19 protein-coding genes and 1 tRNA gene are annotated in these 19,640 nt (G+C 53.2%); 11 read left to right on the top strand and 9 right to left on the bottom strand.

All coding sequences use genetic code 11. From position 1 onward, the window contains the following. The first annotated feature begins 204 nt into the window (after positions 1–204). Positions 205–738, top strand: a complete 534-nt coding sequence (locus tag G0Q06_RS05245) for a hypothetical protein (protein WP_163963144.1) — start codon at positions 205–207, stop codon at positions 736–738. A gap of 128 nt (positions 739–866) precedes the next feature. After that, entirely contained in the window at positions 867–2,204 is a 1,338-nt protein-coding gene (locus G0Q06_RS05240; RefSeq protein WP_163963142.1) for a formylglycine-generating enzyme family protein, read from the top strand. A 19-nt stretch (positions 2,205–2,223) separates the two neighbouring features. On the opposite strand, the gene G0Q06_RS05235 is transcribed toward G0Q06_RS05240, so the two are convergent. From G0Q06_RS05235 to G0Q06_RS05225, 3 genes are all read right to left on the bottom strand, one after another. Then, positions 2,224–2,308, bottom strand: a tRNA-Leu gene (locus tag G0Q06_RS05235). A gap of 79 nt (positions 2,309–2,387) precedes the next feature. Then, entirely contained in the window at positions 2,388–3,539 is a 1,152-nt protein-coding gene (locus G0Q06_RS05230) for an LptF/LptG family permease (RefSeq protein ID WP_163963140.1), read from the bottom strand. A 16-nt stretch (positions 3,540–3,555) separates the two neighbouring features. After that, positions 3,556–4,713: a MalY/PatB family protein gene (locus tag G0Q06_RS05225; RefSeq protein ID WP_163963138.1), complete on the bottom strand. Its 1,158-nt coding sequence runs from the start codon at positions 4,711–4,713 to the stop codon at positions 3,556–3,558. 89 nt (positions 4,714–4,802) lie between these two features. On the opposite strand from G0Q06_RS05225, the gene G0Q06_RS05220 reads away from it, so the two are divergent. The 3 genes from G0Q06_RS05220 (at position 4,803) to G0Q06_RS05210 (ending at position 8,872) form a co-directional block, all read left to right on the top strand. Further along, a complete protein-coding gene (locus G0Q06_RS05220; RefSeq protein WP_163963136.1) occupies positions 4,803–5,525 on the top strand; it encodes an HAD family hydrolase in 723 nt (240 codons plus the stop codon). A gap of 1 nt (position 5,526) precedes the next feature. Further along, positions 5,527–7,740, top strand: coding sequence for an SF1B family DNA helicase RecD2 (gene recD2, locus G0Q06_RS05215; protein WP_163963134.1), 2,214 nt, complete (start codon positions 5,527–5,529; stop codon positions 7,738–7,740). Positions 7,741–7,885: 145 nt separating this feature from the next. After that, on the top strand, positions 7,886–8,872 hold the full coding sequence (locus tag G0Q06_RS05210; protein ID WP_163963126.1) for a hypothetical protein: 987 nt from the start codon (positions 7,886–7,888) through the stop codon (positions 8,870–8,872). 3 nt (positions 8,873–8,875) lie between these two features. Here G0Q06_RS05210 and G0Q06_RS05205 read toward each other — a convergent pair whose 3' ends face one another. From G0Q06_RS05205 to G0Q06_RS05195, 3 genes are all read right to left on the bottom strand, one after another. Beyond that, positions 8,876–10,222 (bottom strand): NupC/NupG family nucleoside CNT transporter, encoded by a 1,347-nt coding sequence (locus tag G0Q06_RS05205; RefSeq protein ID WP_163963124.1) that lies wholly within the window; start codon positions 10,220–10,222, stop codon positions 8,876–8,878. A gap of 67 nt (positions 10,223–10,289) precedes the next feature. Then, positions 10,290–11,105 carry a TatD family hydrolase gene (locus G0Q06_RS05200; protein ID WP_163963122.1) on the bottom strand — a complete coding sequence of 272 codons (816 nt, stop codon included), beginning with the start codon at positions 11,103–11,105 and terminating at the stop codon, positions 10,290–10,292. Beyond that, entirely contained in the window at positions 11,102–11,530 is a 429-nt protein-coding gene (locus G0Q06_RS05195) for a SufE family protein (protein ID WP_163963120.1), read from the bottom strand. Before G0Q06_RS05195 ends, G0Q06_RS05200 begins: the two co-directional genes overlap by 4 nt. A gap of 75 nt (positions 11,531–11,605) precedes the next feature. Here G0Q06_RS05195 and G0Q06_RS05190 point away from each other — a divergent pair, with 75 nt between their 5' ends. Then, entirely contained in the window at positions 11,606–11,950 is a 345-nt protein-coding gene (locus tag G0Q06_RS05190) for an SH3 domain-containing protein (protein ID WP_163963118.1), read from the top strand. Here G0Q06_RS05190 and glgB read toward each other — a convergent pair. Beyond that, positions 11,922–14,126, bottom strand: coding sequence for a 1,4-alpha-glucan branching protein GlgB (gene glgB, locus G0Q06_RS05185; protein WP_163963116.1), 2,205 nt, complete (start codon positions 14,124–14,126; stop codon positions 11,922–11,924). The two genes, G0Q06_RS05190 and glgB, sit on opposite strands and share 29 nt — an antisense overlap. 152 nt (positions 14,127–14,278) lie before the next feature. Here glgB and G0Q06_RS05180 point away from each other — a divergent pair, with 152 nt between their 5' ends. From G0Q06_RS05180 to aroQ, 5 genes are all read left to right on the top strand, one after another. Continuing rightward, complete coding sequence (locus tag G0Q06_RS05180; RefSeq protein WP_163963114.1) at positions 14,279–16,447, top strand: LPS-assembly protein LptD; 2,169 nt, start codon at positions 14,279–14,281, stop codon at positions 16,445–16,447. An 11-nt stretch (positions 16,448–16,458) separates the two neighbouring features. Next, the gene (locus G0Q06_RS05175; protein ID WP_163963113.1) at positions 16,459–17,229 is read left to right on the top strand and encodes a segregation and condensation protein A; all 771 of its coding nucleotides are present in this window, start codon (positions 16,459–16,461) and stop codon (positions 17,227–17,229) included. A gap of 44 nt (positions 17,230–17,273) precedes the next feature. Next, entirely contained in the window at positions 17,274–17,510 is a 237-nt protein-coding gene (locus G0Q06_RS05170; RefSeq protein WP_163963110.1) for a hypothetical protein, read from the top strand. A gap of 36 nt (positions 17,511–17,546) precedes the next feature. Beyond that, positions 17,547–17,870 (top strand): thioredoxin, encoded by a 324-nt coding sequence (gene trxA / locus G0Q06_RS05165; protein ID WP_163963108.1) that lies wholly within the window; start codon positions 17,547–17,549, stop codon positions 17,868–17,870. A gap of 108 nt (positions 17,871–17,978) precedes the next feature. Next, the gene (aroQ, locus tag G0Q06_RS05160) at positions 17,979–18,416 is read left to right on the top strand and encodes a type II 3-dehydroquinate dehydratase (protein ID WP_163963107.1); all 438 of its coding nucleotides are present in this window, start codon (positions 17,979–17,981) and stop codon (positions 18,414–18,416) included. A gap of 1 nt (position 18,417) precedes the next feature. On the opposite strand, the gene G0Q06_RS05155 is transcribed toward aroQ, so the two are convergent. Together G0Q06_RS05155 and pgsA are read right to left on the bottom strand one after the other, a co-directional pair. Then, complete coding sequence (locus tag G0Q06_RS05155) at positions 18,418–18,942, bottom strand: phosphatidylglycerophosphatase A family protein (RefSeq protein ID WP_163963105.1); 525 nt, start codon at positions 18,940–18,942, stop codon at positions 18,418–18,420. Then, positions 18,939–19,562 (bottom strand): CDP-diacylglycerol--glycerol-3-phosphate 3-phosphatidyltransferase, encoded by a 624-nt coding sequence (pgsA, locus tag G0Q06_RS05150; protein WP_163963103.1) that lies wholly within the window; start codon positions 19,560–19,562, stop codon positions 18,939–18,941. The genes G0Q06_RS05155 and pgsA overlap by 4 nt, the downstream gene beginning before the upstream one ends. Between the last annotated feature and the right edge of the window lie 78 nt (positions 19,563–19,640).

The following is a 19,640-nucleotide window of genomic DNA, read 5'->3' as shown; positions in this document are numbered from 1 at the left end:
GAGAAAGAAAATTACACAGATTAGGCTTAAGGATTTCATGTTTTAAAGTCCCCCAATCCTGCCAAATCGCAAGCAGCCGAAAGGGATATTCCATAGGGATTCCTGATTACCCATGTGCAACTAGGTTTGGGACCTGGAAATAAATAGAAGATATGTATATTTTTTCTTGATTGTTAAATATTTGGCCCAATTTGTGTAAAACCAATGAATACCAAGTATATCATATTCCTACCAGCAATGGCGGCGCTTTGCGCATTGTTGATCCTCTCCGGTTGCAAAACGACCTCCCTGGATTCATCGAGCTATCCGCCCAATAGCATCGGGGGAAATTCGCAAATACCCGAGGAGATATTCGTCGATTTCTACGGTGAGGAGGTGACGAAGGCATTTATCGGGCGTCCCTACGATGTGTATGTGCGCTTCCGGGCAAACACCGATCGGGATGACATCCTTCAGATCAAACGTGCCCTCTATAAATATCCGGAGGAAATCGACCTGAACCGGATCCAGAAATTTCCAGAAGGCCTTAAAAATAAATACAAGGCGGCCGGTTCCCGAATCAAACCTTCCTTAAAAGTGCATGTTGTCTGCTTTGAGAAAAACATGTTTCCCATGGAGGCCATTGTCATGGTGGAACCTGAGGGAATCGCTACCCCGGAATCGAGCGTCTACGACCGCTGGATCAAGGTCATCCAATACACCCGGCCGCTTCTGAAACAAACACGCACCGAGGACTAGGCCCACAATTCCAGTCCACCGGGTTTCGGCTGAAGCCTTTGTCCAGTCCAGATGCAGTGAGGGATTGATAGTCCCCTTGACCTTGTGGTGAAAAATGGATTTTATCCTCGGTACGGGAGGATTTAACCATGGTGGCACTTGTACGACTTTTCTTATGCGGATTTTTATGTGCTGGGACGGCTATAGCGCAAACCCTGACACTGATTCAGGATGGAGCAGATGACCTCGGAGGGGGTTGGTACAACCTTGACTGGTTTGGTGCATTCCATGAGTCCTCGCCCGATTGGATTTATCACCGCGAGCATGGATTCATGCGAGTTGTCGGAGAAAACACTGCCGAGTTGGCATTGTATGATTTGGAATTGAACACTTGGTTCATGGTGTCCTCTGAAGCCTATCCAATAATCTACAAGATGGGTTACCGGGAAGGCTGGTATTGGTATTACATGGGAGCTGAACCGGGCAGCAGGGTTTTCCACGACTTCGCCCTCAATCAAGACATCGGCCAGCGCTTATTGATTGAATATATATCTCCGACCTATGCCCTCATCCCGGCGGGTTCATTTACCATGGGGGACAGGCTCGATGTTGTGTCACAGGAATATCTCAATCGAATTCCGGCACACGATGTCATGTTGTCTGCCTACTACATTCAACACACTCACGTGACCAACGCCCAGTTTGCCGTGGTTTTGAACTGGGCGAGCGAGCAAGCACTCGTTGAGATCACAAACGATCGGGTTTATAATACTGAAGGTGATGTTCAGGCCCTGCTTTACACAAAATCCGATTCCCCAACATGGAGTCAGGTACGATGGGACGGTAGCCAGTTTGCCGTGGATTCTGGCAAGGAAAATTTTCCCGTAACGGGTATAACCTGGTACGGGGCCATGGCCTACTGTCACTATCTAACGCGGATGGAAGGGGGATTGGTCCAGGCAATTGACCTGACCGACTGGAGCATGGACACCACTGTTGATGGATATCGCCTGCCGACTGAAGCCGAATGGGAAAAGGCGGGTCGTGGGGGATTGGACAACACCCGCTTCCCTTGGGAAGATTATTGGATCACCCATGAAAAGGCCAATTATTATGCATGGGTAGGCAGCCTCATCGATAAGAGTACAACCCTCCGTTACCATCCTGATTGGGATACAAATGCTGAACGGGCCTACTACACAAGTCCTGTCGGGACATTTGCACCAAACGGTTATGGCTTGTATGATATGGCGGGAAACGTCTTTGACTGGTGCTATGACTGGTTCGGTGAAGCATACTATCTCGAACATTTTCAGTCCCCTGTTCCAGATCCCCTCGGACCTGAGACTGGAACCAAAAGAATTCTGCGTGGGGGTTGCTGGGACCTTGGCGAAAAATGGTGCAGGGTCGCCTACCGCGAATCCGATTACCCAACCCAGTTTACAATGACCCGGATCGGCCTCCGAGTGGCACGAAGTAGCCCATGACCAATCCGCAGTATCCCTTTGGTACCCGGGACAGGGGTTGAACCTGCACACCTTACGGTACTGGATCCTAAATCCAGCGCGTCTGCCAATTCCGCCACCCGGGCCAAGGATGTGAGCAGTTGAAAAAGGCTGGTTGGGCGAAGCAACCTTTTTCTTTTCCATTCCAGAAATTGGAGGAGGAGCCTAGTGCCGGTGGGCTCGAAGGAGGAGCCAGAAACCAAGTGCCTGCGCCGTAAGATTGGGCATCCAGACAAGTAGTTCCGGGCGGAGATGGGGCTTATCCTGCGTCCAGCCGATAATAATGAGGGCAAAGTAGTAGCTGAGGGCAATTGCCAGGGCCAAAGTAAAATTGGCATAGGTTTCGGTCCGGCTCACGCGAATGCCCAGGGGAACGGCGAAAAGGGCCAGCGAGAAGACGCTGAAGGCCATGGCAAAGTGCCGGCTGATATAATATTGAATACGACGATAGTCGACCAGCGCTTCCTGGTGAACTTCCTCAGTTGTGTTTTCTGAAAGTATCTCTTCCGCACCGCGCCGGAGCTGAATCAACTCATCAATCGTGAAATTCTTGAGTTTTCTCGGTTTATTTGCCGCACCGAGAAGATTCGCCAGGGGGAGCCTGATCCGGGCATCCCGGAATGAAAGCGTTGGTTGGACTTCACGGAGATTATCGGGGTTCTTGGGATCGCGAAGCTCCGTGAATCCCTCCTTGAGGGTCAGGACCAGGGCATCATTTTGCGCGTCAAAGGAGAAGTTACCCTCCTCAGCCCGCAGGAGGCGGACCGCCCGCTTCTTCTCATCCAGTTCCCATAACCAGAACTGCTTCATCCGATCCTCTTCCTTTTCCGCAACATAAAGAATGTAGCCGGGAAAGTCATGAATGAAGGTTCTTGGAACAATGAAGCGAAGAGGATCCGTCCGCACAAGGTCGTTCAGGATGGCGCGATAGGAAGCACTGGACTGCGGTGCGTGGACCGCATTGATATAGGCGGCCAGAAGGCTCCCGCAGAGGGCGACAAAAAGAATTGGCGAGGTGATCGAAAAGAGGGAAATGCCGGCAGCCTTTAGAGCGGTCAGTTCCCGGTTGGCGGACAATCGCCCCATCACCAAGAGGATGGCAATCAGGACACCCAGCGGCATCGCGAAGGAAAAGGCGCTTGGAACAAGCAGGAATATGAGGTCTACCCCGAGGGAAAGCGGAATGTAGCCCGCGGCCAAAAGACCGAGAATGTCCCGCATGGCATTGCCCGTAATGAGGATAAAGACAAAAACAAGAATACCCGCGAGACTTGTGGCTGCGACGGCCTTGGCAATATATCGGGTGAGGATCGTCATTATCCGGAAGAAGGGATCAAGTCCCTATCTTATGATAGGCCACTTCCATTCGTTCAAGCGCGCTTTCCAACATTTTGCGCGGGCATCCGAAATTAAGCCGCAGAAAGCCTTTGGATCCGAAGAGCGCTCCGTTGCTCAATCCGACTCCATGATCCTCAAAATAGCGGTCCGGTGCCTCAAGTCCCAACCGGCTGACATCCAGCCAGGCAAGATAGGTCGCCTCCATCGGAAACATGTGGATCTTGGGCATCTTTTCACGAATGTAGTCGTAAGTATACTCATAGTTCCCCTGCAGCACCTTGATCAATTCCTTCAGCCATGGGCCTCCATGCCGGTAGGCGGCCTCACAGCCGACATATCCAAGGCAGTTGACCTCAGTGATCATTCCCCTCGAGGCCCGCTGGAAACGCGCCCGCAAGCCGGCGTTGGGGATCAGAATGAAACTACAGGACAGTCCGGGAACATTGAACGTCTTGCTTGGAGCCATCAAGGTCAGCGAATGATCATAAGCCCAGTCGTCGAGACTCAGAAATGAGTGATGCTTTTTATATTCATCGAGGATCAGGTCGCAATGGATCTCATCGGAAATGACGATCAGGTCATGTTTTTTGCAGAAACTGATCAGCTCTCCCAGCTCATCGCGATTCCATACACGGCCCACTGGATTATGCGGGTTGCACAGGATGAAGAGCTTGGTCCGCTCGGTAACCGCCGCTTCCATGGCCTCAAAGTCGAAAGTGTAGCGGTTTTCCACGATCTTGAGCGGGACAGACAAGAGCTCCTTGTCCTGCCATTCCGGAGCGGTCAGGAAAGGTGGATAGACGGGCGTGTTGGTCATGACACCGTCCCCCGGGTTTTCAAAGGCCCGAGAAGCTGTGTTCAGCGCAGGAACGAGCCCGGGCATCCAGACAATCCATTCACGCTTGATCTCGAGCCCGTGCGAGCGGTTCAGGTATTCGATAACGGCATCTTCGACGCTCGTGTAAGGAATTGTGTAACCGTAGACCCCGTGCTCGACCCTGGCATGCAGGGCGGATCGGATTTCTTCCGGGGAGCGAAAGTCCATATCGGCAACCCACATGGGGAGAATGTCTTTGTCCTGATAACGCTGCCACTTCAAGCTGCCCGTGCGGGTCCGATCGGGATATGAATCAAAGTCAAAATGAGGATGCATGCAATTGGTCTTCACCCCTCTTTCGCGCAAAGGCAAAATAATTTGTCCTCCGATTGATCGATTTACCTGAATTCGGCCTTTGAAGGGCATTGACAAAGCAGAGCGCCGTTTCCTCTCTCAAAGATGTGCATGCCGATCCGACACAATCCTGCAAGGCGGTCCTATTCGATCTCGATGGGACCCTGATTGATCACTTCCGGGTCATCTTCCGCTGTTACGAATATGCCCTCGAAAAACTTTCCCTGAAGCCAGTGACCTACGAGCAGGTGCGGGCAGCCGTTGGGGGCTCAATTGTCATTACTTTTGGCAAGCTGATCCCCGAGGAGCACGTGGAGGAGGCAGTCGATTATTTTCGCGAGGAATTTGACCGAATTTGGCACGAGGACATTGAAATCCTGCCCGGTACCCGTTGGCTGCTGGAAAGCCTGCATGAACGCGGGCTCAAGCTCGCTGTATTCACCAACAAGGAAGGTGACCGGGCCCGGAGAATTCTCAAATACATCGGCTTGGATTCGCGTCTCGATGGGATATTCGGGACCCTCGACACGCCCTGGAGGAAGCCGCAGCCGGAATTCACCATGCACGTCCTGGAAGAACTCGGCGCGGATCCGCTTCATGCCTGCATGATTGGGGATTCTCCTTATGATGTGGATGCGGCCGCAGTGGCACAGATGCCGTGCTACACTGTCGCGACGGGTTCTCACACGGTAGCCCAATTGAAACAGGAAACCGACTCAGCCGGAGTGTTTAAAAACCTATTCGAACTGGGGGAATCCGTATTCGGACTTCCTCCAGCCAACCAATCCTCCTGACATGGCCGGACAGGGACAAAATTCACCAATTCATCCGGACAGCCTGAATGGGGTCCTGGAAAGAATTATCTACAGCAATCCGGAGAACCAGTTTTGCGTCGGTGAATTACGGGAGGAAAGCGGGCTCACGCACACCGTCACCGGGGTCATGCCCAATGTTCAATGCGGGGAAACCCTCGAACTGACCGGCAACTGGGAAACTCATCGGCAGCACGGACGCCAATTCAAAGTGGAATCCTGTTCATCCACCCTCCCCGCTTCTGTGTATGGAATTCGCAAATACCTTGGAAGCGGCCTCGTTCCCGGCATTGGAAAAACCTATGCCAGAAAAATCGTTGAGGCTTTCGGTAATGAAACCTTCGATATAATAGAAAATCATTCCGCGCGACTCCGGGAGGTTGAGGGCATTGGTCCCAAACGGGTGCACGAGATTAAGAATGCGTGGGACACCCAACGGGCAAGCCGGGAGGTCATGCTCTTCCTCCAGACCTATGGCGTTTCGGTCCGCAACTGCCTCCGCCTGGTCAAGCGCTATGGAAATCAGGCCAAGGCCATTCTTCTCGAGGATCCGTACACTACCGCTCGCGAAATTGACGGTATTGGATTCAAAACGGCAGACCAGATTGCACGAAATCTTGGATTCGGTTTCTCATCGCGAGAGCGCATTGAGGCAGGTCTTCTGCATGTGTTGAAGGATAAGGAATCCGAGGGCCATACGGCCCTGCCGCGACAGTTTCTTGTGGAAGAGGCGCACCGGCTCCTCGAAGTTGAAATTCAGGATATCGAACCCCACCTGGGGACATTGGTCGATGGCCAACACATGGTGCCTGCCGGGGGAACCGATTTCCTGCAACTGCCGGTGAACCAGATGCGGGAAAAGACCATTGCACGCCAAGTCATGCGGCTCAAGGAAACCGCTTCCTGCCTGCCCGCGATCAAGGTGGATGTAGCCATTGATTGGGCCCAGGAAAGAAGTCGAATCAGTTTTTCTCCCGAGCAGGCAGACGGTTTGCGCAAGGCCCTCAGTTCCAAGATCTCCATTTTAACAGGTGGACCCGGCACTGGCAAAACCACCATTCTGCGGAGTCTTGTCGAAATTCTCAGTGCGAAGAAGGTGCGGCTGGCCCTCGCCTCCCCGACCGGGCGTGCCGCTCAGCGCCTGTCCGAGTCGGCAAGGCATCCGGCCTCCACTCTTCATCGGCTTCTCAAGTTTGATCCGGCTAAAGGTGGCTTCACGATGAATGAAGATCATCCCCTGAACTGCCATTATGTGATCATTGACGAGGCCAGCATGCTTGATACCGGCCTTGCCTCGGCGATGTTCCGGAGCATTCCCTCGGATGCCCATCTGCTTCTTGTCGGCGACGTGAACCAGTTGCCCAGTGTCGGTGCAGGGAATGTATTGAATGACTTGATACAACATGCGGACATTCCCGTGGTTCGGCTTCAACAAGTCTACCGCCAGCGCGAGGAAAGCAATATCGTGACAACCGCCCACGCGCTGCTGGGTGGCCGGGCCTCCCCGCCCCGCACGGCAAATTCGCTGACCGATCTTGATTCGCGCTGGGACCTGCAATTCATCCCTGCCCCGGATCCGGGTGAATGCCTCAACCTGATTGAGGAGCTGATTTCCAAGTGGATTCCGCAAAGGCTGAAGCGAGTGGATCCTATTCGCGACGTGCAGATCCTTGCCCCAATGCATCGAGGGGTCACGGGCATCCGTCAAATCAACCTCACGATGCAGAAGCGTCTCAACCCGGGGGCCAAGGGTGTGGCTTTCGGGGATACGCTATATTCCATTGGCGACCGGGTCATCCAGACACGTAACAACTACGACAAGAATATTTTCAATGGCGACATGGGGACTGTCACGGCGGTCCATCCCGAAGCAGGAACCATTGCCGTGGAATTCGACGGGCGCGTCATCGATCTTGAGCGAATGGAGCTGATCGACATCGACCTTGCCTATGCGATCAGCGTGCACAAGTCACAGGGTAGCGAGTTTCCTGTAGTGGTTTGTCCGATACTAAAGCAGCATTACGTCCTGCTTCAACGGAATCTCCTTTACACCGCGATCACCCGTGGTCGGCGCAAGGTCTTTGTTGTCGGTGATCCCGTGGCGTGGGCCATGGCCGTGAACAACAATGAGCAACGGGAACGCTTTACCGCCCTGCCCCTCCAGCTTAAACCGGATTGGGTGCCGGATGAGAAGTGATAACTGCGATAAGCCATACTGATTTAAGCAGGCTGAATGCATTATCGTTGCGCCTTTAGTAAATCCCTCTAACCTCAAGGCGTCCCCCCGAGTAGATTTGCATCTACAGGAAATCACGCGAAAACCAGTAAGGGAGGAGAAGTAGATGAGAGGGAAACTTGCCGGCATGATGGGAATGTGCCTTGCGTTTTGTCCCGCAATTCATGGACAGACTGTCGATATTGCGGACTTTTTTATTTTGGAAGAGGATTATAAGCACACGATGGATGGCTGGGGCGACTGGGATGACTGGTGGCGGACCATCGGTTGGGATGTCAAGGTCAAGAAGGCATTCGGCTATGACAATCAAGGCATTCGCCAGCTCTCCATCTACATGCTTCGATACTCGGTCAGCTGGTCCTTTGATTTGGAAGTGACTCCATCGCATCTTCTCCTGCACAAATCTGTTTACCGGGACTTGGATTTTTCGATGGAGACCCGCGAGTTTCCCTATCCCGACCCGATCCCCTTCCTTCCCCGGTTGGTCACAATTGGTCATGAATACTCGATCGAGGCTGGGACGGAACTACCGGTCTTTTACAAGACCATTCGTATCGATGGCATCGAGGAGAAATCCTACGGAAGTTGGACTGTGCCAACACTGAGATTGGTTCTGACAGATGAATTGGATACCCTCACGCTTTGGCTGGCCCGCGATATTGGGATTGTCGAATTATACTTCGATTGGAAAAACGAGGTCCCGCCGGGGACGGCCGGGGCATATTTGACGGGTCCTGGAGGCGAATGGACAGCGCAGTTGGTGGATTGCCAATGGGGCAATACGCTTCGCGAAGGCACGGGCGGTTGGCGTACCCATCATTGGATGGGATTGATTTTTCCTCTTGCGATGAACTCCCCGTGGGCCTTTCAGGGCATGGGCTGGACCTACTGCACAGGCACCGATGACAATGAGTGGCTCTATCTGCCTGGCCATGGCTGGCTTTGGACAAACGCGACATACTACCCTCTTATGTACCGGCTTCAAGACGGCCATTGGATGAGTTATCGTATTCCAAGTGGCTTTCCAACGCGAGACCAGTGGTTCTACGACTGGAATATGCAGGAATGGGTTAACTTGGGTAATCCAGGTTGAGCGTTAAATAAAAATTCCCGAAATCGCGCCTGTATAGAGGCATGCCGCTGTTCCCCCGACCACGGAAAGCAGGGCCAGCCTGGACAAGTTACCCCGCTGCGAAGGGGCGAGTACGGAAATACCGCCGATCTGGATTCCCATTGAGCTGAAGTTGGCAAACCCACACAGTGCGTAGGTGGCAATGATCACGGAGCGTTCCGAAAGGACCCCGCCCTGCTGCATCATATTCCCCAGTTGCTCGTAGGCGACAAATTCATTGGCGACCAGCTTGATTCCGAGGAGCTGCCCGATGCTGAGAAGGTCACCAGACCCAATGCCGATGATCCAGGCTATTGGCGCAAAGATAATGCCAAATAAAAACTCCAGATTGAGTTCCAGGTAAGCCCCACCAGTTGCCTCGGCTACGACACCATGCAGGCCGGTTACCGAACCAAATGCCCCAATCAGGTAATTGAACAGGGCAATAAAGGCGAGAAAGGTAATCAGCATGGCCCCAATATTCAGGGCCAGTTGCATTCCCTGCGTGGTCCCTTGGCAGACTGCGTCAAAGGCGTTTTCCCCAAGCTTCTCCTTATTCACTTTCAGGGTGTAATCCACCTCATCGGTTTGCGGGATGAGAATCTTAGCGGCGACAATTGCCGCCGGGGCCGAAAGAAAGGACGCCGTCAGAAGATGCTTTGCAAAGATGGCCTGTGCTTCGGGATCGCTGCCCCCGAGGATCCACACGTAGGCCCCGAAGACGCCCCCGGCAATGGTCGCCATTCCCCCAGTCATGAGACACATCAGCTCGGAGTTGTTCATGTTGGCGATATAGGGCTTCACCATCAGCGGAGCTTCTGTCTGACCCACAAAGACATTGGCGGCCGCGGCAAGGCTTTCCGTCCCAGAGAGGCGCATCGACTTCTGCAAGAGCCAGGCAAACCCCTTCACCAGTACTTGCAACCAGCCGAGATAATACAGGAAGGAGGTCAGGGCGGAAAAGAAAATCACGGTTGGCAAGACCTTGAAGGCAAAGATCAGGCCGAATCCGGTAAACTGGTTTCCCTCACCACTAAGGGCTTCGTTTACCCGCTCCCAGAGATCAGGACCCGCACCCAGAAATCCAAAGACAAAGCGTGTCCCGGCATCGGTAAATCCCAGAAGGGCCACGAAGAAGCTGGAAATCCATTCAATCGGCTTGTCCGCATTGGGGACTTTCAAAATGACTGCGGCAAGAATCAGCTGAAAAAGCAATCCGCTGGCCACCAGCTTCCAATCGACGGCCCGCCGGTTCCGGCTGAACAACCAGAGAATCCCCGTCAGGCAAATAATCCCCAATAGTCCGCGCAAAGTCACCAGCAAGGTATCCATGCGATTGGTTTGTAGAAAGACCAGGGGAACCGCAAATCAAATGAATGCGGCGGCTTTGATATCCCAGCTAGCCCATGAAGAGTTTGCGGAAATTTTTCTCCAACTGAACGGCCAATTCCTCAAGGGGCAACTGCCGCAACTCCGCCAGCATCGCATAACTGGATTGTATTTCCAATGGATGATGGAGGCGCTGCCCTTGTGCATCCTTAATGGGAAACCGGCATAAGTCTTCCGGCGGGACCATGTCCGGGGCGTCTGTTTCGGCCAGAAGGCGATCCTCCGGGCAAGCCCGTATGGCATCGCGCATGCGCTTGCGACCCGGATCGGATGCATAGGAGGAAAAAGAAACATGCCCTCCCAGATCCAGCAATTGAAAGAGGACTTCCTTCGATCCCCCGAACCCATGCACAAGAAAACCTCTTCGCAGCGCCGGGCCCGTCCGGATGGAATCCACAAGAAGCCCCCAGGCACGCAGGCAATGTATGGAAGGAACAAGATCCTCCTCATGGGCCATTTGCAATTGCCGAGCAAAGACCTCCAGCTGCAAGCGGTCGTCTCGAACCTGAATCCAGTGGTCCAGCCCAATCTCCCCGACACTTGCCGCACCGCTTTTCAGGAATCGACGCAATTGTGATTCCCAATCTACCGGTAACTGGTCCACACACCAGGGATGAACCCCGTAGGCTTTCAAAACTGTCGTTTCATCAGTCGAGGAAACATCCTGGACCGCCTGCCAATCATCCGGCCGTGTTCCGTTGCAAACCTGTGCCTTGATCCCCTCAAACTTTACCTCCGGCCCGATGGCATCGATCAAATCCGGATCCTGCCGATGCAGATGTGCATCGAAATACTTCACCCCCTCAACTGGGGTGATGCTGCTCATTTTTCCGCACCTGACTCGAGACAGGATTCAGCGAATCGTTTGATCCTTTCATCCACTTTTCCCAATCCATTTCTGCGATTACTTGAGAGATGCTGGTCAACCCCGACCTCTTCGAGAAACTTCACATCGCCACTGAGGATTGTCTCCGGTGTTTCGTCACTGTAGTAATCACAAATGATAGTCGCAATTCCCTTCACAATGGCTGAATCCGAATCAGCGCTGAATGAACAAATGCCCTCCTTGAATCCGGGAACAAGCCAAAGCTGTGACTGGCAACCCTCCACCCGGAAGGTATCTGTGCGAAGCTCCTCCGGGATGGTCTCGCGGTCCTTGGCATAATCGACAATATAGGTAAACCGCTCAAACCGGTCGGGCAGGTAACTCATGTCGTCAACGATACGCTTGCGCTTTTCTTCTAATGACATCGCTTCAAAGTTTAGGACCTGTCGGGGATTGTCAAATTTCCAGACAGGTGTTTACCTGTCTCCATGATCGAGGGAATGCAGTTTCGTGTACTTGCCGATTATGAGGTAAACGATCCTCATCCTCTACGCCTGCTGGCAGGAACCGAGGTCAAGGCCATCAAGACGGATAACAGCTGGCCGGGCTGGCTTTGGATTGAATCGGACGGGCAAAGCGGCTGGATCCCCGAAAGTTATCTCGCGGAGTCTCCTGACGGACGACTGCGGACCAGTCGGGAATTCAACGGTACGGAACTATCCGCCCTAAGACATGCAATTCTGAATGCCCTTGAGACTGAATCCGGATGGATTTTCGCCCGCTCAGAGTCTGGTGAGACAGGCTGGTTTCCAATGTTTAACCTTCGGCCTCACCAGAATACTTGAAAATCGTCGTACTCATGCCGGGCAGGGTGATTTTCATGGAATGCCCGTGCTGATCCCAGGCGATCGGGTCGGTCTTGACCCCGCCAAGGTTGCCCGTTCCTTCCCCACCATAATGGCTCGCAGAGGAATTCAGGACTTCCTTCCAGAATCCGGGGTAAGGAACCCCCAAGGTGTAACCGTAACGGTTCACAGGCGTGTAGTGGCCGACGACGAGTATCGTGTCTTCCGGATTTTTTGACTTTCTCAAAAAGGCCAGGACCGAGCTGTCCGCGTCACCCGCAGAGACCCATTCAAATCCCTGTGGATCGGTGTCCCCAGTGACCAGGGCAGGCTCCTCCTTGTACAATTGGTTCAGGTCCCGGATAATATCGAGAATGCCCGAGTGGTCCTTGTATTGAAGGAGGTGCCAGGCAAGGCTGTTGTCGTAGGACCATTCATCCGACTGGCCAAACTCCTGGCCCATGAAAAGGGTTTTCTTTCCCGGCCAGGCCCACATGAGGGCATACAGGGCACGAAGGTTGTGCGATTTCTCCGTTATGCTCCCCGCCCCCATCTTCATCAGCATGGAGCCCTTTCCGTGGACAACCTCATCATGGGAAAAGCACTGCACGAAATTCTCGGAATACTGGTAGATCATCCCGAAGGTGAGATTGTTCTGGTGGAACTTCCGGTAGATGGAATCCTTTTCGAAGTACTGCAGCGTGTCGTGCATCCAGCCCATGTTCCATTTAAAATCAAATCCGATACCGCCTTCCTCGACGGGCTTGGAAATCCCGGAAAAGGCAGTCGACTCCTCGGCGATCATGAGAACTCCCGGATAATAGTCATGGACCAGCTTGTTGGTCATTTGCAGGAACTCGATCGCCTCGAGATTCTCGCGGCCGCCATATTTGTTTGGAATCCATTCCCCCTCCTTGCGTGAATAATCAAGGTAAAGCATGGAGGCCACGGCATCCACCCGGAAGCCGTCGATATGGTAGCGATCCAGCCATGACAAGGCACTTCCCAAAAGAAAGGCTTTTACCTCGTGTCTCCCGAAATTGGGAATCAGGGTTCCCCAGTCCTGATGGAATCCCTGACGCGGATCTTCGTGCTCGTAAAGGGCCGAGCCGTCAAATTTGCCAAGGGCAAAAGCGTCCGTCGGGAAGTGCGCCGGAACCCAGTCCATGATCACGCCGATGCCAGCTTTGTGCAACTCATTGACAAGATACTGAAAATCCTCGGGCGTCCCGTAGCGCTGAGTCGGGGCAAAGTACCCGGTCACCTGATATCCCCAGGAACCTGTGAACGGGTGCTCGGCCAATGGCATGAACTCCACATGTGTGTAATTGAGATCGACCACGTAACGCGTTAGCTCTTCGGCCATTTCGCGATAAGTGAAGGGGCGTCCTCCGTCCTCAACCTTCCGCTTCCATGACCCGAAATGCACTTCATAAGCGCTGATCGGGGCATTTTTCCAGTCAGTCTGTGACCGCCGCTTGATCCACTCGTCATCTTCCCATTGGAAACCCGTCACATTACGGATGACGCTGGCATTGTGAGGTGGTGCTTCAAAATATGTTCCGTAGGGATCCGTTTTCAGGTGCAGGTTTCCGCCTTCGTCACGAATCTCGTATTTGTACTTATTTCCCTCGGCAATGCCCGGAATAAAGATTTCCCAGACCCCAGAGGACCCGAGCGCACGCATTTGGTGATATCGTCCGTCCCATCGGTTGAAGTCACCGACTACGCTGACCCGCTTTGCACTTGGGGCCCAGACCGCAAAGCTGACACCGGCCACCTCGTCGACGGTTCGCACGTGCGCCCCGAGCTTGTTATAGATTCGATGATCGTCACCCTTGTTGAAAAGATAAAGGTCCTCATCACTGAGACAGGGAAGAAAGCGGTAGGGATCGTAAAACTGGCGAATTTCCCCGTTCCCCTGCTGAACCCGCAAGCGGTAGGTGAAGACCTCCGAGCGGCTCTTGATTTCGCCCTCGAAGAATCCGTACTCGCTGGTTGATTTTAATGGAAAACGCTCATCCGTTTCAACATCCACGACTTCACAGGTTTCAGCGTCCTGTAGGAATGCCCGGACGACCAATCCCTTTTTATAGGGATGCATGCCGAGGCACTGGTGGGGGTGATGGTGCAGGGCCTCTGTCAGGCGCTTGAATTCTTCCTTGGCTACGATCATCGGTAAATAGGGTTAAATGGGTCTTGAGATTGGGTTCGTGATCGCACGGAAGTGCATCTAGTGCAAGAGATTTCACCCACAACGCAGGCATAGTGACCGTGCACGAAAATAACGCTTGAGCCTCGTGGGCGTAAACTCATCCTGAAGGCGTCGTGAAGAACCTTATCCGAACCTGCAGCCTTATTCCTCTGATTTTCCCGGTTTTACCGGTTTCAGCTCAAGCTCCAGAACTCAGCGCCGATGCCCCGATCGCCTATTCAGAGGACACGGGCATGCTGATTGCCACCGGCAACGCTGTCTACACCGATGAGGACACGACCGTCGAGGCCGAGGAAATCCTCTACAACCGCGATTCCAATAAGATTGAGGCTTCCGGAAATGTCCGCGTGACTCGCAAAGGCATCCGCTTGCTGGCCAACGCTGTCACCTACGATGCCTCGAACAAGACCTTCTCTGCAGATCAATTCCGGGCAGGTTATCCACCCGCTTTCATCAGCGGGGAATCCTTCTCGGGAAGCCTCGAACAGATTGATTTCAACAATATCCACCTCTATTTCCAGGAGCCAGTCCCGGGTTCGGCAAAGCTCTCAGTGGGCCGTGCAACCTATGTCTCGAATGAGTATCTCAGGGCCGAAAATGTCGGCTTTTCCACCTTCGGTAATTTCCATCTTCCCCTGCCCGGCTTTACTTATGTTTTCGGTACCCCGGCCATTGATTTGGATGTTTCGGCGGGTTACCAGGACAATCTTGGGGCTTATCTACAGACAGAATGGCTTTACCCTTTTTTCCAGACGCTTTCCCTCGGGGCCAATTTCGACCTTTATTCCCAGCGAGGGGTCTTGGTGGGTCCAGTTCTGGAGTACAGAAGCCAGGACCGGCGGATAAAGGCCTTTCTCAGTAGCGGCTGGATCCAGGATAATTCCCGCAAGGAACGCGGAATCGATATTCTGGGCGAGCCAATCGAAGAGGACCGGGGATTTGTCGATTTCGGAATTCAGTGGAGAAATGAGGGAAGCCTTCAATTCCAAGGTCGAGGGACCTACTTGAGCGATTCCGAAGTACTCCGGGACTTTCGCCGAAATGCCTATTTCGATCGTTTTCACCCGGATACCTTTGCGGATTTCACATGGCAGAAATCCAGTTTTCTGCTGAATGTCTTCGCCCGCACGCAGATCAACGACTTTTACCAGATGGTCGAGCGCCTGCCGGAAGTACGGGCGGAGTGGCTTCCCTCTGAGATAGCCCGGACCGGTTTCTACATCCAGGCGGCCGCGACCGCCACACGCTACCGCCTGCAGGAGATTATCCCCTCCACAGGAACAGTCCTTTTCCCCTCTAATTCTCTCGGTCTGCCATCCATGCCGATTGCAGGCGGCCTTTTTCCTGGAGATATGGTCAGCTCGGAAGTTTACCAGCGCCTGGACGGGACTGCGACCATCACCCGCCCGTTCCACGGTCCTTCGGGAATAGATCTTGTTCTCCGGGGAGGTGCCCGATGGAGCTATTATACTTCAGACAATCCCTTTCCGAGTGGAACCACCAGCGATGAGCGCCTGATGGGCGAGCTGGGCTTTGACCTGTCCCAAACGCTTGCCCGGACCTATTCCGTTGAATTGCCGAAGCTGGGTATCGAAAAACTCTACCATCAATCCCGTGTCTCCCTGAAATACCGGTGGCATCCAGGTGCTGAAGAGGCCCCCAATGCCCCACCTTTTGACTTGTACCCATACCACGCCAGCCCGACCACACTTGATCTCGCCGATCTCTGGCAAGTGGACGGGCTCCGTGATTGGAGCGTAGCCCGGTTTGGTTGGGAGCACGAGCTCATGGTTGCCGGTTCTGAAGGCAATTACCGGGATTTTCTCAGGCTGAATTTCTACCAGGATCTGCTCCTCTCCGAGGACCGTGGAGAAGATCAATGGGAGGCCTTTTACGCGCAGTTGGACTTCACTCCGGCAGCATGGTTCCGTCTGCAGTTTGCACAGAAATTCCGCCCCGAAGGCTTTACAAATGAAGCAGCCTTCATGCGGGCAACCGTACGCAGCTCAGACCTTTGGTCAGTCAGCTTTCAAGCGGAATACTTGAAGAGTGCCATTGAACAGTACCGGGTTGATGGTTGGTACCGGCTTAGCGAAACCGTCGGACTGTTCGGGAACTGGCAGTATGATGCCTTCCTGAAGACCTGGAGCCTGCAACGCTACGGGGTTTCCAAACGGTTTGCCAATACCTGGCAGGTTGAGCTTTATTTGACCCTGACCGATGCGGATGATCGCCGGGGCGATTTCGGGGTCGGCATCCGCGTGAACTGGCTTTCCTTCTAAGGGATCTCCTCATGGCAGAACAAAAACAAGCCGAACAACCCCTTATCAGGGCCTTTGATCATGCGGTGAGCCTGCCGGTCTTCGAAGGACCGCTGGACCTGCTCCTTTTCCTGATCAGGAAGAATGAAATCGATATTTACGATATCCCGATTGAGCGGATAACCCGTCAATACCTGGAGATTCTCCGCAGTATGGAACACCAGAAACTGGAAGTGGCTGGCGACTTTTTTGTCATGGCAGCCACCCTGATGCAGGTGAAAAGCCGCATGCTGCTCCCAAAGGATGAGCAACTGCCCGGAGCTGACGAGGACGAGGGGGATGAAGTCGACCCGCGCTGGGAACTTGTCCAGCAACTGATCGAGTACAAGAAGTTCAAGGACGCCTCCGGCAAGCTGGGCGAATTAATGGAAGAGGCACAAAACACTCTCTTCCGGGATTACTTTATAAAGGCGGAAGAAAAGATTGAGCGACCTCTGCGCCCGACAGATGCGGTCTCCATGTGGAATACCTTCAACCAGGTACTGAGGCGGCTCTCTGAAAAGATCGTCATCGGACAAATTCACGATGACACGATCACTATCGCTGAGAGAATGGAAGATATCCTTGAGGAGATCCAGGCCCGCCCGGAATTCCGGTTTTCCGAACTCATCAAGGGCCCGGTCAGCATCCCTTATGTCATTTCTACCTTTCTCGCCCTCCTCGAGCTGGCGCGGTTGCGAAAACTGGTTCTCGAACAGAACACAGGCTTTGATGATATCATTTGTACCGCCTTCAAGGAATAAAGTCGCTTGAAATTTCTCCCAACTGCATATCAATAGACACATCAATGGATGGGAAAAAGTCAGTACACTTGCTAGGAGTCGGGCTGGATAACGATGATGGACACAAGCGCCTCACACAGGCCGAGAAGTTCTCCATCATCGGAGGGTCCGAAGAGACACACGAGCGGATGACCGAAACCCTGATCAAGACTGTGGAGGATTTGAAAGTGAAGGGCAAAGAGCTCGAATCCACTGATACCAAGGAGCTTGCCGAAATCATCCATAACAATACGCCCCGCTAATTTGCTTTTTTCAAAACAATACCTAAGGATAAAATTATGTCAGATGCGATAATCAACGTGAGTGAAGCAACATTCGACGAAACGCTTTCGTCCACAGCCAATCCGGTTATAGTGGATTTTTGGGCTCCCTGGTGCGGTCCTTGCCGGACAATTGCCCCCATCCTCGAGGAAGTGGCCAAGGAAAAAAGTGGCTCCGTCACGGTTACCAAGGTAAACGTGGACGAAAACCAGGGGCTCGCTCAGAAGTATAATGTGCGCGCTATTCCAACCATTTTGTTTTTCAAGGATGGAGAGCTCAAGGACCAAGCCGTTGGCTTGCTCTCCAAGGACGACTTGATCAAAAAGGCGGAAGCGCTCTAGGATTTAATTTCCCTCCCCTACATAGAAAGGGTCGGGTTCGCTTCGGCGGCCCGGCCCTGTTTTTTTCTCCTTTTCATGAGTGGAACAGACTGACAGCATGCTCCCAACATGAAGACGGTCGCCATTCTCAACGGTCCGAACCTGCATCGCCTAGGCAAGCGGGAACCGGCCATCTACGGATCTCAGACACTCGATGAGCTCATTTGCGGCATACGCAAAATTGCGAATGCTCAAGGCGTGGCGATAGAGCATTTCCAGAGCAACCATGAAGGGGAACTGATTGACAAGATCCACGCCTGGTCCGACGCCGGAATTAAAATGGGCATCATCAACGGGGCTGGATTCACCCACACGAGCGTTGCCCTGCGGGATGCAATCGCCGCCAGCTCAATTGAATTTGTCGAAGTGCATATCAGTCACATCCACAGCCGTGAGCCGTTTCGGCATACATCCCTGACTGCCCCAGTCTGCATTGCCCAGATTTCCGGTCTTGGCGCATTTGGCTATGAAGCCGCCCTCGAATTTCTCCTCAGCCGGGACAGCTGACTCAGATCCAGCCGCCGAAACCAAGGGCGAAGATCAATAGGCGCAAGGTGATATTGGTCGCAACAGCCGCAGCCAGATCATCCACGACTACGCCAATTCCGCCCGGGTACTTCTGCAGGTTCTTGATTCCGAATGGCTTCAGGATATCAAAGAGCCGGAATAGCCCGAATCCTGCCAGCATGTAAAGCCAGACATGGCCGGTTTCCGCCATCAGTCCATTCATCCCGATAAAGCAAATTGGCACGGCCACAACTTCATCGAGGATCATCTCACCTGGATCACGCTTGGCCATGCGCCGTTCCCCCTCGTCGCAGAGAAGAATCGCCAAACCCACCAACAATGCTGTCAGCACTACCTGCCCGACCAGGCCGATTTGAAAAAAGACCAAGGTGTACAGGAGAATTCCAAGGAGCGTGCCATTGGTTCCCGGAGCTTTGCCCCAATTTCCAACTGGTCCGCAAGTACAGGCCGAAATCACCGCCTGACTCGGTAACTGGGCAAGAAACAGCCTGACCTCGGGTTTCATGACTCTAGTTCCGGATTTGTACGCCCTGGGATAAGCACCCAGCCATACTTCCTGAGATACTTGTAGCCCGAGCCGATGGTCAGCCAGGCGGCCAGAACGAAGTACAAATAGGCGTTGATCCTGACAAAGGTCCCGAAAAGAGACAGGTCCGCGCCTATCCAGGTTGCAACGTCGCGCTCGAACATCGGAATGGCAAAAAAGACACAGATCGCCGTGGTTTGCCAGATGGTCTTCCGCTTACCCGATTTTTCCGCTGCAAGGACAAGGTTTTTACGCGTTGCGACAAAGCGAAGAATGGTAATCCCAATCTCGCGGACAGCGATCAGGGCGACGATAATACTTGCCAAAAGGAGTGGCTCGATAAGGCCCAGCCAGACTAAAAGAATGAAAGACCCCAGTGTCATCACCTTGTCCACTGTGGCATCCATGATCTTTCCAAAGTTGGTAATCAGGTTGTATTTCCGGGCAATGTATCCATCGAGAAAGTCCGATACAGAGCCGTAGAGAATACAGAAAAAGGCCAGTGTAGCGGCTCCAGTCCACTCCTGCAGGACCAACCAGAGGAGGGCGATAAGCACGCCGATGCGGCTGAATGTGATGAGATTGGGTAAGTGGCGCATGTAAAATCCTCTGCCTTCTATGGATTTTCAGGGAGCTTATTCCAAGGATAATCGATCTGAAAAGAGTTCATTTCACAA

It is taken from the genome of Oceanipulchritudo coccoides (assembly GCF_010500615.1).
Lineage (GTDB): Bacteria > Verrucomicrobiota > Verrucomicrobiia > Opitutales > Oceanipulchritudinaceae > Oceanipulchritudo > Oceanipulchritudo coccoides.
The sequence above is the reverse complement of the archived record's forward strand: the minus strand, read 5'-3'. Positions and strand labels throughout refer to the sequence as shown.

What these genes read in the sequence shown, in the direction of transcription:
- G0Q06_RS05245 (WP_163963144.1), top strand. Translation starts at nt 205, where the DNA reads ATGAATACCAAGTATATCATATTCCTACCAGCAATGGCGGCGCTTTGC.
- G0Q06_RS05240 (WP_163963142.1), top strand. Translation starts at nt 867, where the DNA reads ATGGTGGCACTTGTACGACTTTTCTTATGCGGATTTTTATGTGCTGGG.
- G0Q06_RS05230 (WP_163963140.1), bottom strand. Translation starts at nt 3,539, where the DNA reads ATGACGATCCTCACCCGATATATTGCCAAGGCCGTCGCAGCCACAAGT.
- G0Q06_RS05225 (WP_163963138.1), bottom strand. Translation starts at nt 4,713, where the DNA reads ATGCATCCTCATTTTGACTTTGATTCATATCCCGATCGGACCCGCACG.
- recD2 (WP_163963134.1), top strand. Translation starts at nt 5,527, where the DNA reads ATGGCCGGACAGGGACAAAATTCACCAATTCATCCGGACAGCCTGAAT.
- G0Q06_RS05210 (WP_163963126.1), top strand. Translation starts at nt 7,886, where the DNA reads ATGAGAGGGAAACTTGCCGGCATGATGGGAATGTGCCTTGCGTTTTGT.
- G0Q06_RS05205 (WP_163963124.1), bottom strand. Translation starts at nt 10,222, where the DNA reads ATGGATACCTTGCTGGTGACTTTGCGCGGACTATTGGGGATTATTTGC.
- G0Q06_RS05200 (WP_163963122.1), bottom strand. Translation starts at nt 11,105, where the DNA reads ATGAGCAGCATCACCCCAGTTGAGGGGGTGAAGTATTTCGATGCACAT.
- G0Q06_RS05195 (WP_163963120.1), bottom strand. Translation starts at nt 11,530, where the DNA reads ATGTCATTAGAAGAAAAGCGCAAGCGTATCGTTGACGACATGAGTTAC.
- G0Q06_RS05190 (WP_163963118.1), top strand. Translation starts at nt 11,606, where the DNA reads ATGCAGTTTCGTGTACTTGCCGATTATGAGGTAAACGATCCTCATCCT.
- glgB (WP_163963116.1), bottom strand. Translation starts at nt 14,126, where the DNA reads ATGATCGTAGCCAAGGAAGAATTCAAGCGCCTGACAGAGGCCCTGCAC.
- G0Q06_RS05175 (WP_163963113.1), top strand. Translation starts at nt 16,459, where the DNA reads ATGGCAGAACAAAAACAAGCCGAACAACCCCTTATCAGGGCCTTTGAT.
- G0Q06_RS05170 (WP_163963110.1), top strand. Translation starts at nt 17,274, where the DNA reads ATGGATGGGAAAAAGTCAGTACACTTGCTAGGAGTCGGGCTGGATAAC.
- trxA (WP_163963108.1), top strand. Translation starts at nt 17,547, where the DNA reads ATGTCAGATGCGATAATCAACGTGAGTGAAGCAACATTCGACGAAACG.
- aroQ (WP_163963107.1), top strand. Translation starts at nt 17,979, where the DNA reads ATGAAGACGGTCGCCATTCTCAACGGTCCGAACCTGCATCGCCTAGGC.
- G0Q06_RS05155 (WP_163963105.1), bottom strand. Translation starts at nt 18,942, where the DNA reads ATGAAACCCGAGGTCAGGCTGTTTCTTGCCCAGTTACCGAGTCAGGCG.
- pgsA (WP_163963103.1), bottom strand. Translation starts at nt 19,562, where the DNA reads ATGCGCCACTTACCCAATCTCATCACATTCAGCCGCATCGGCGTGCTT.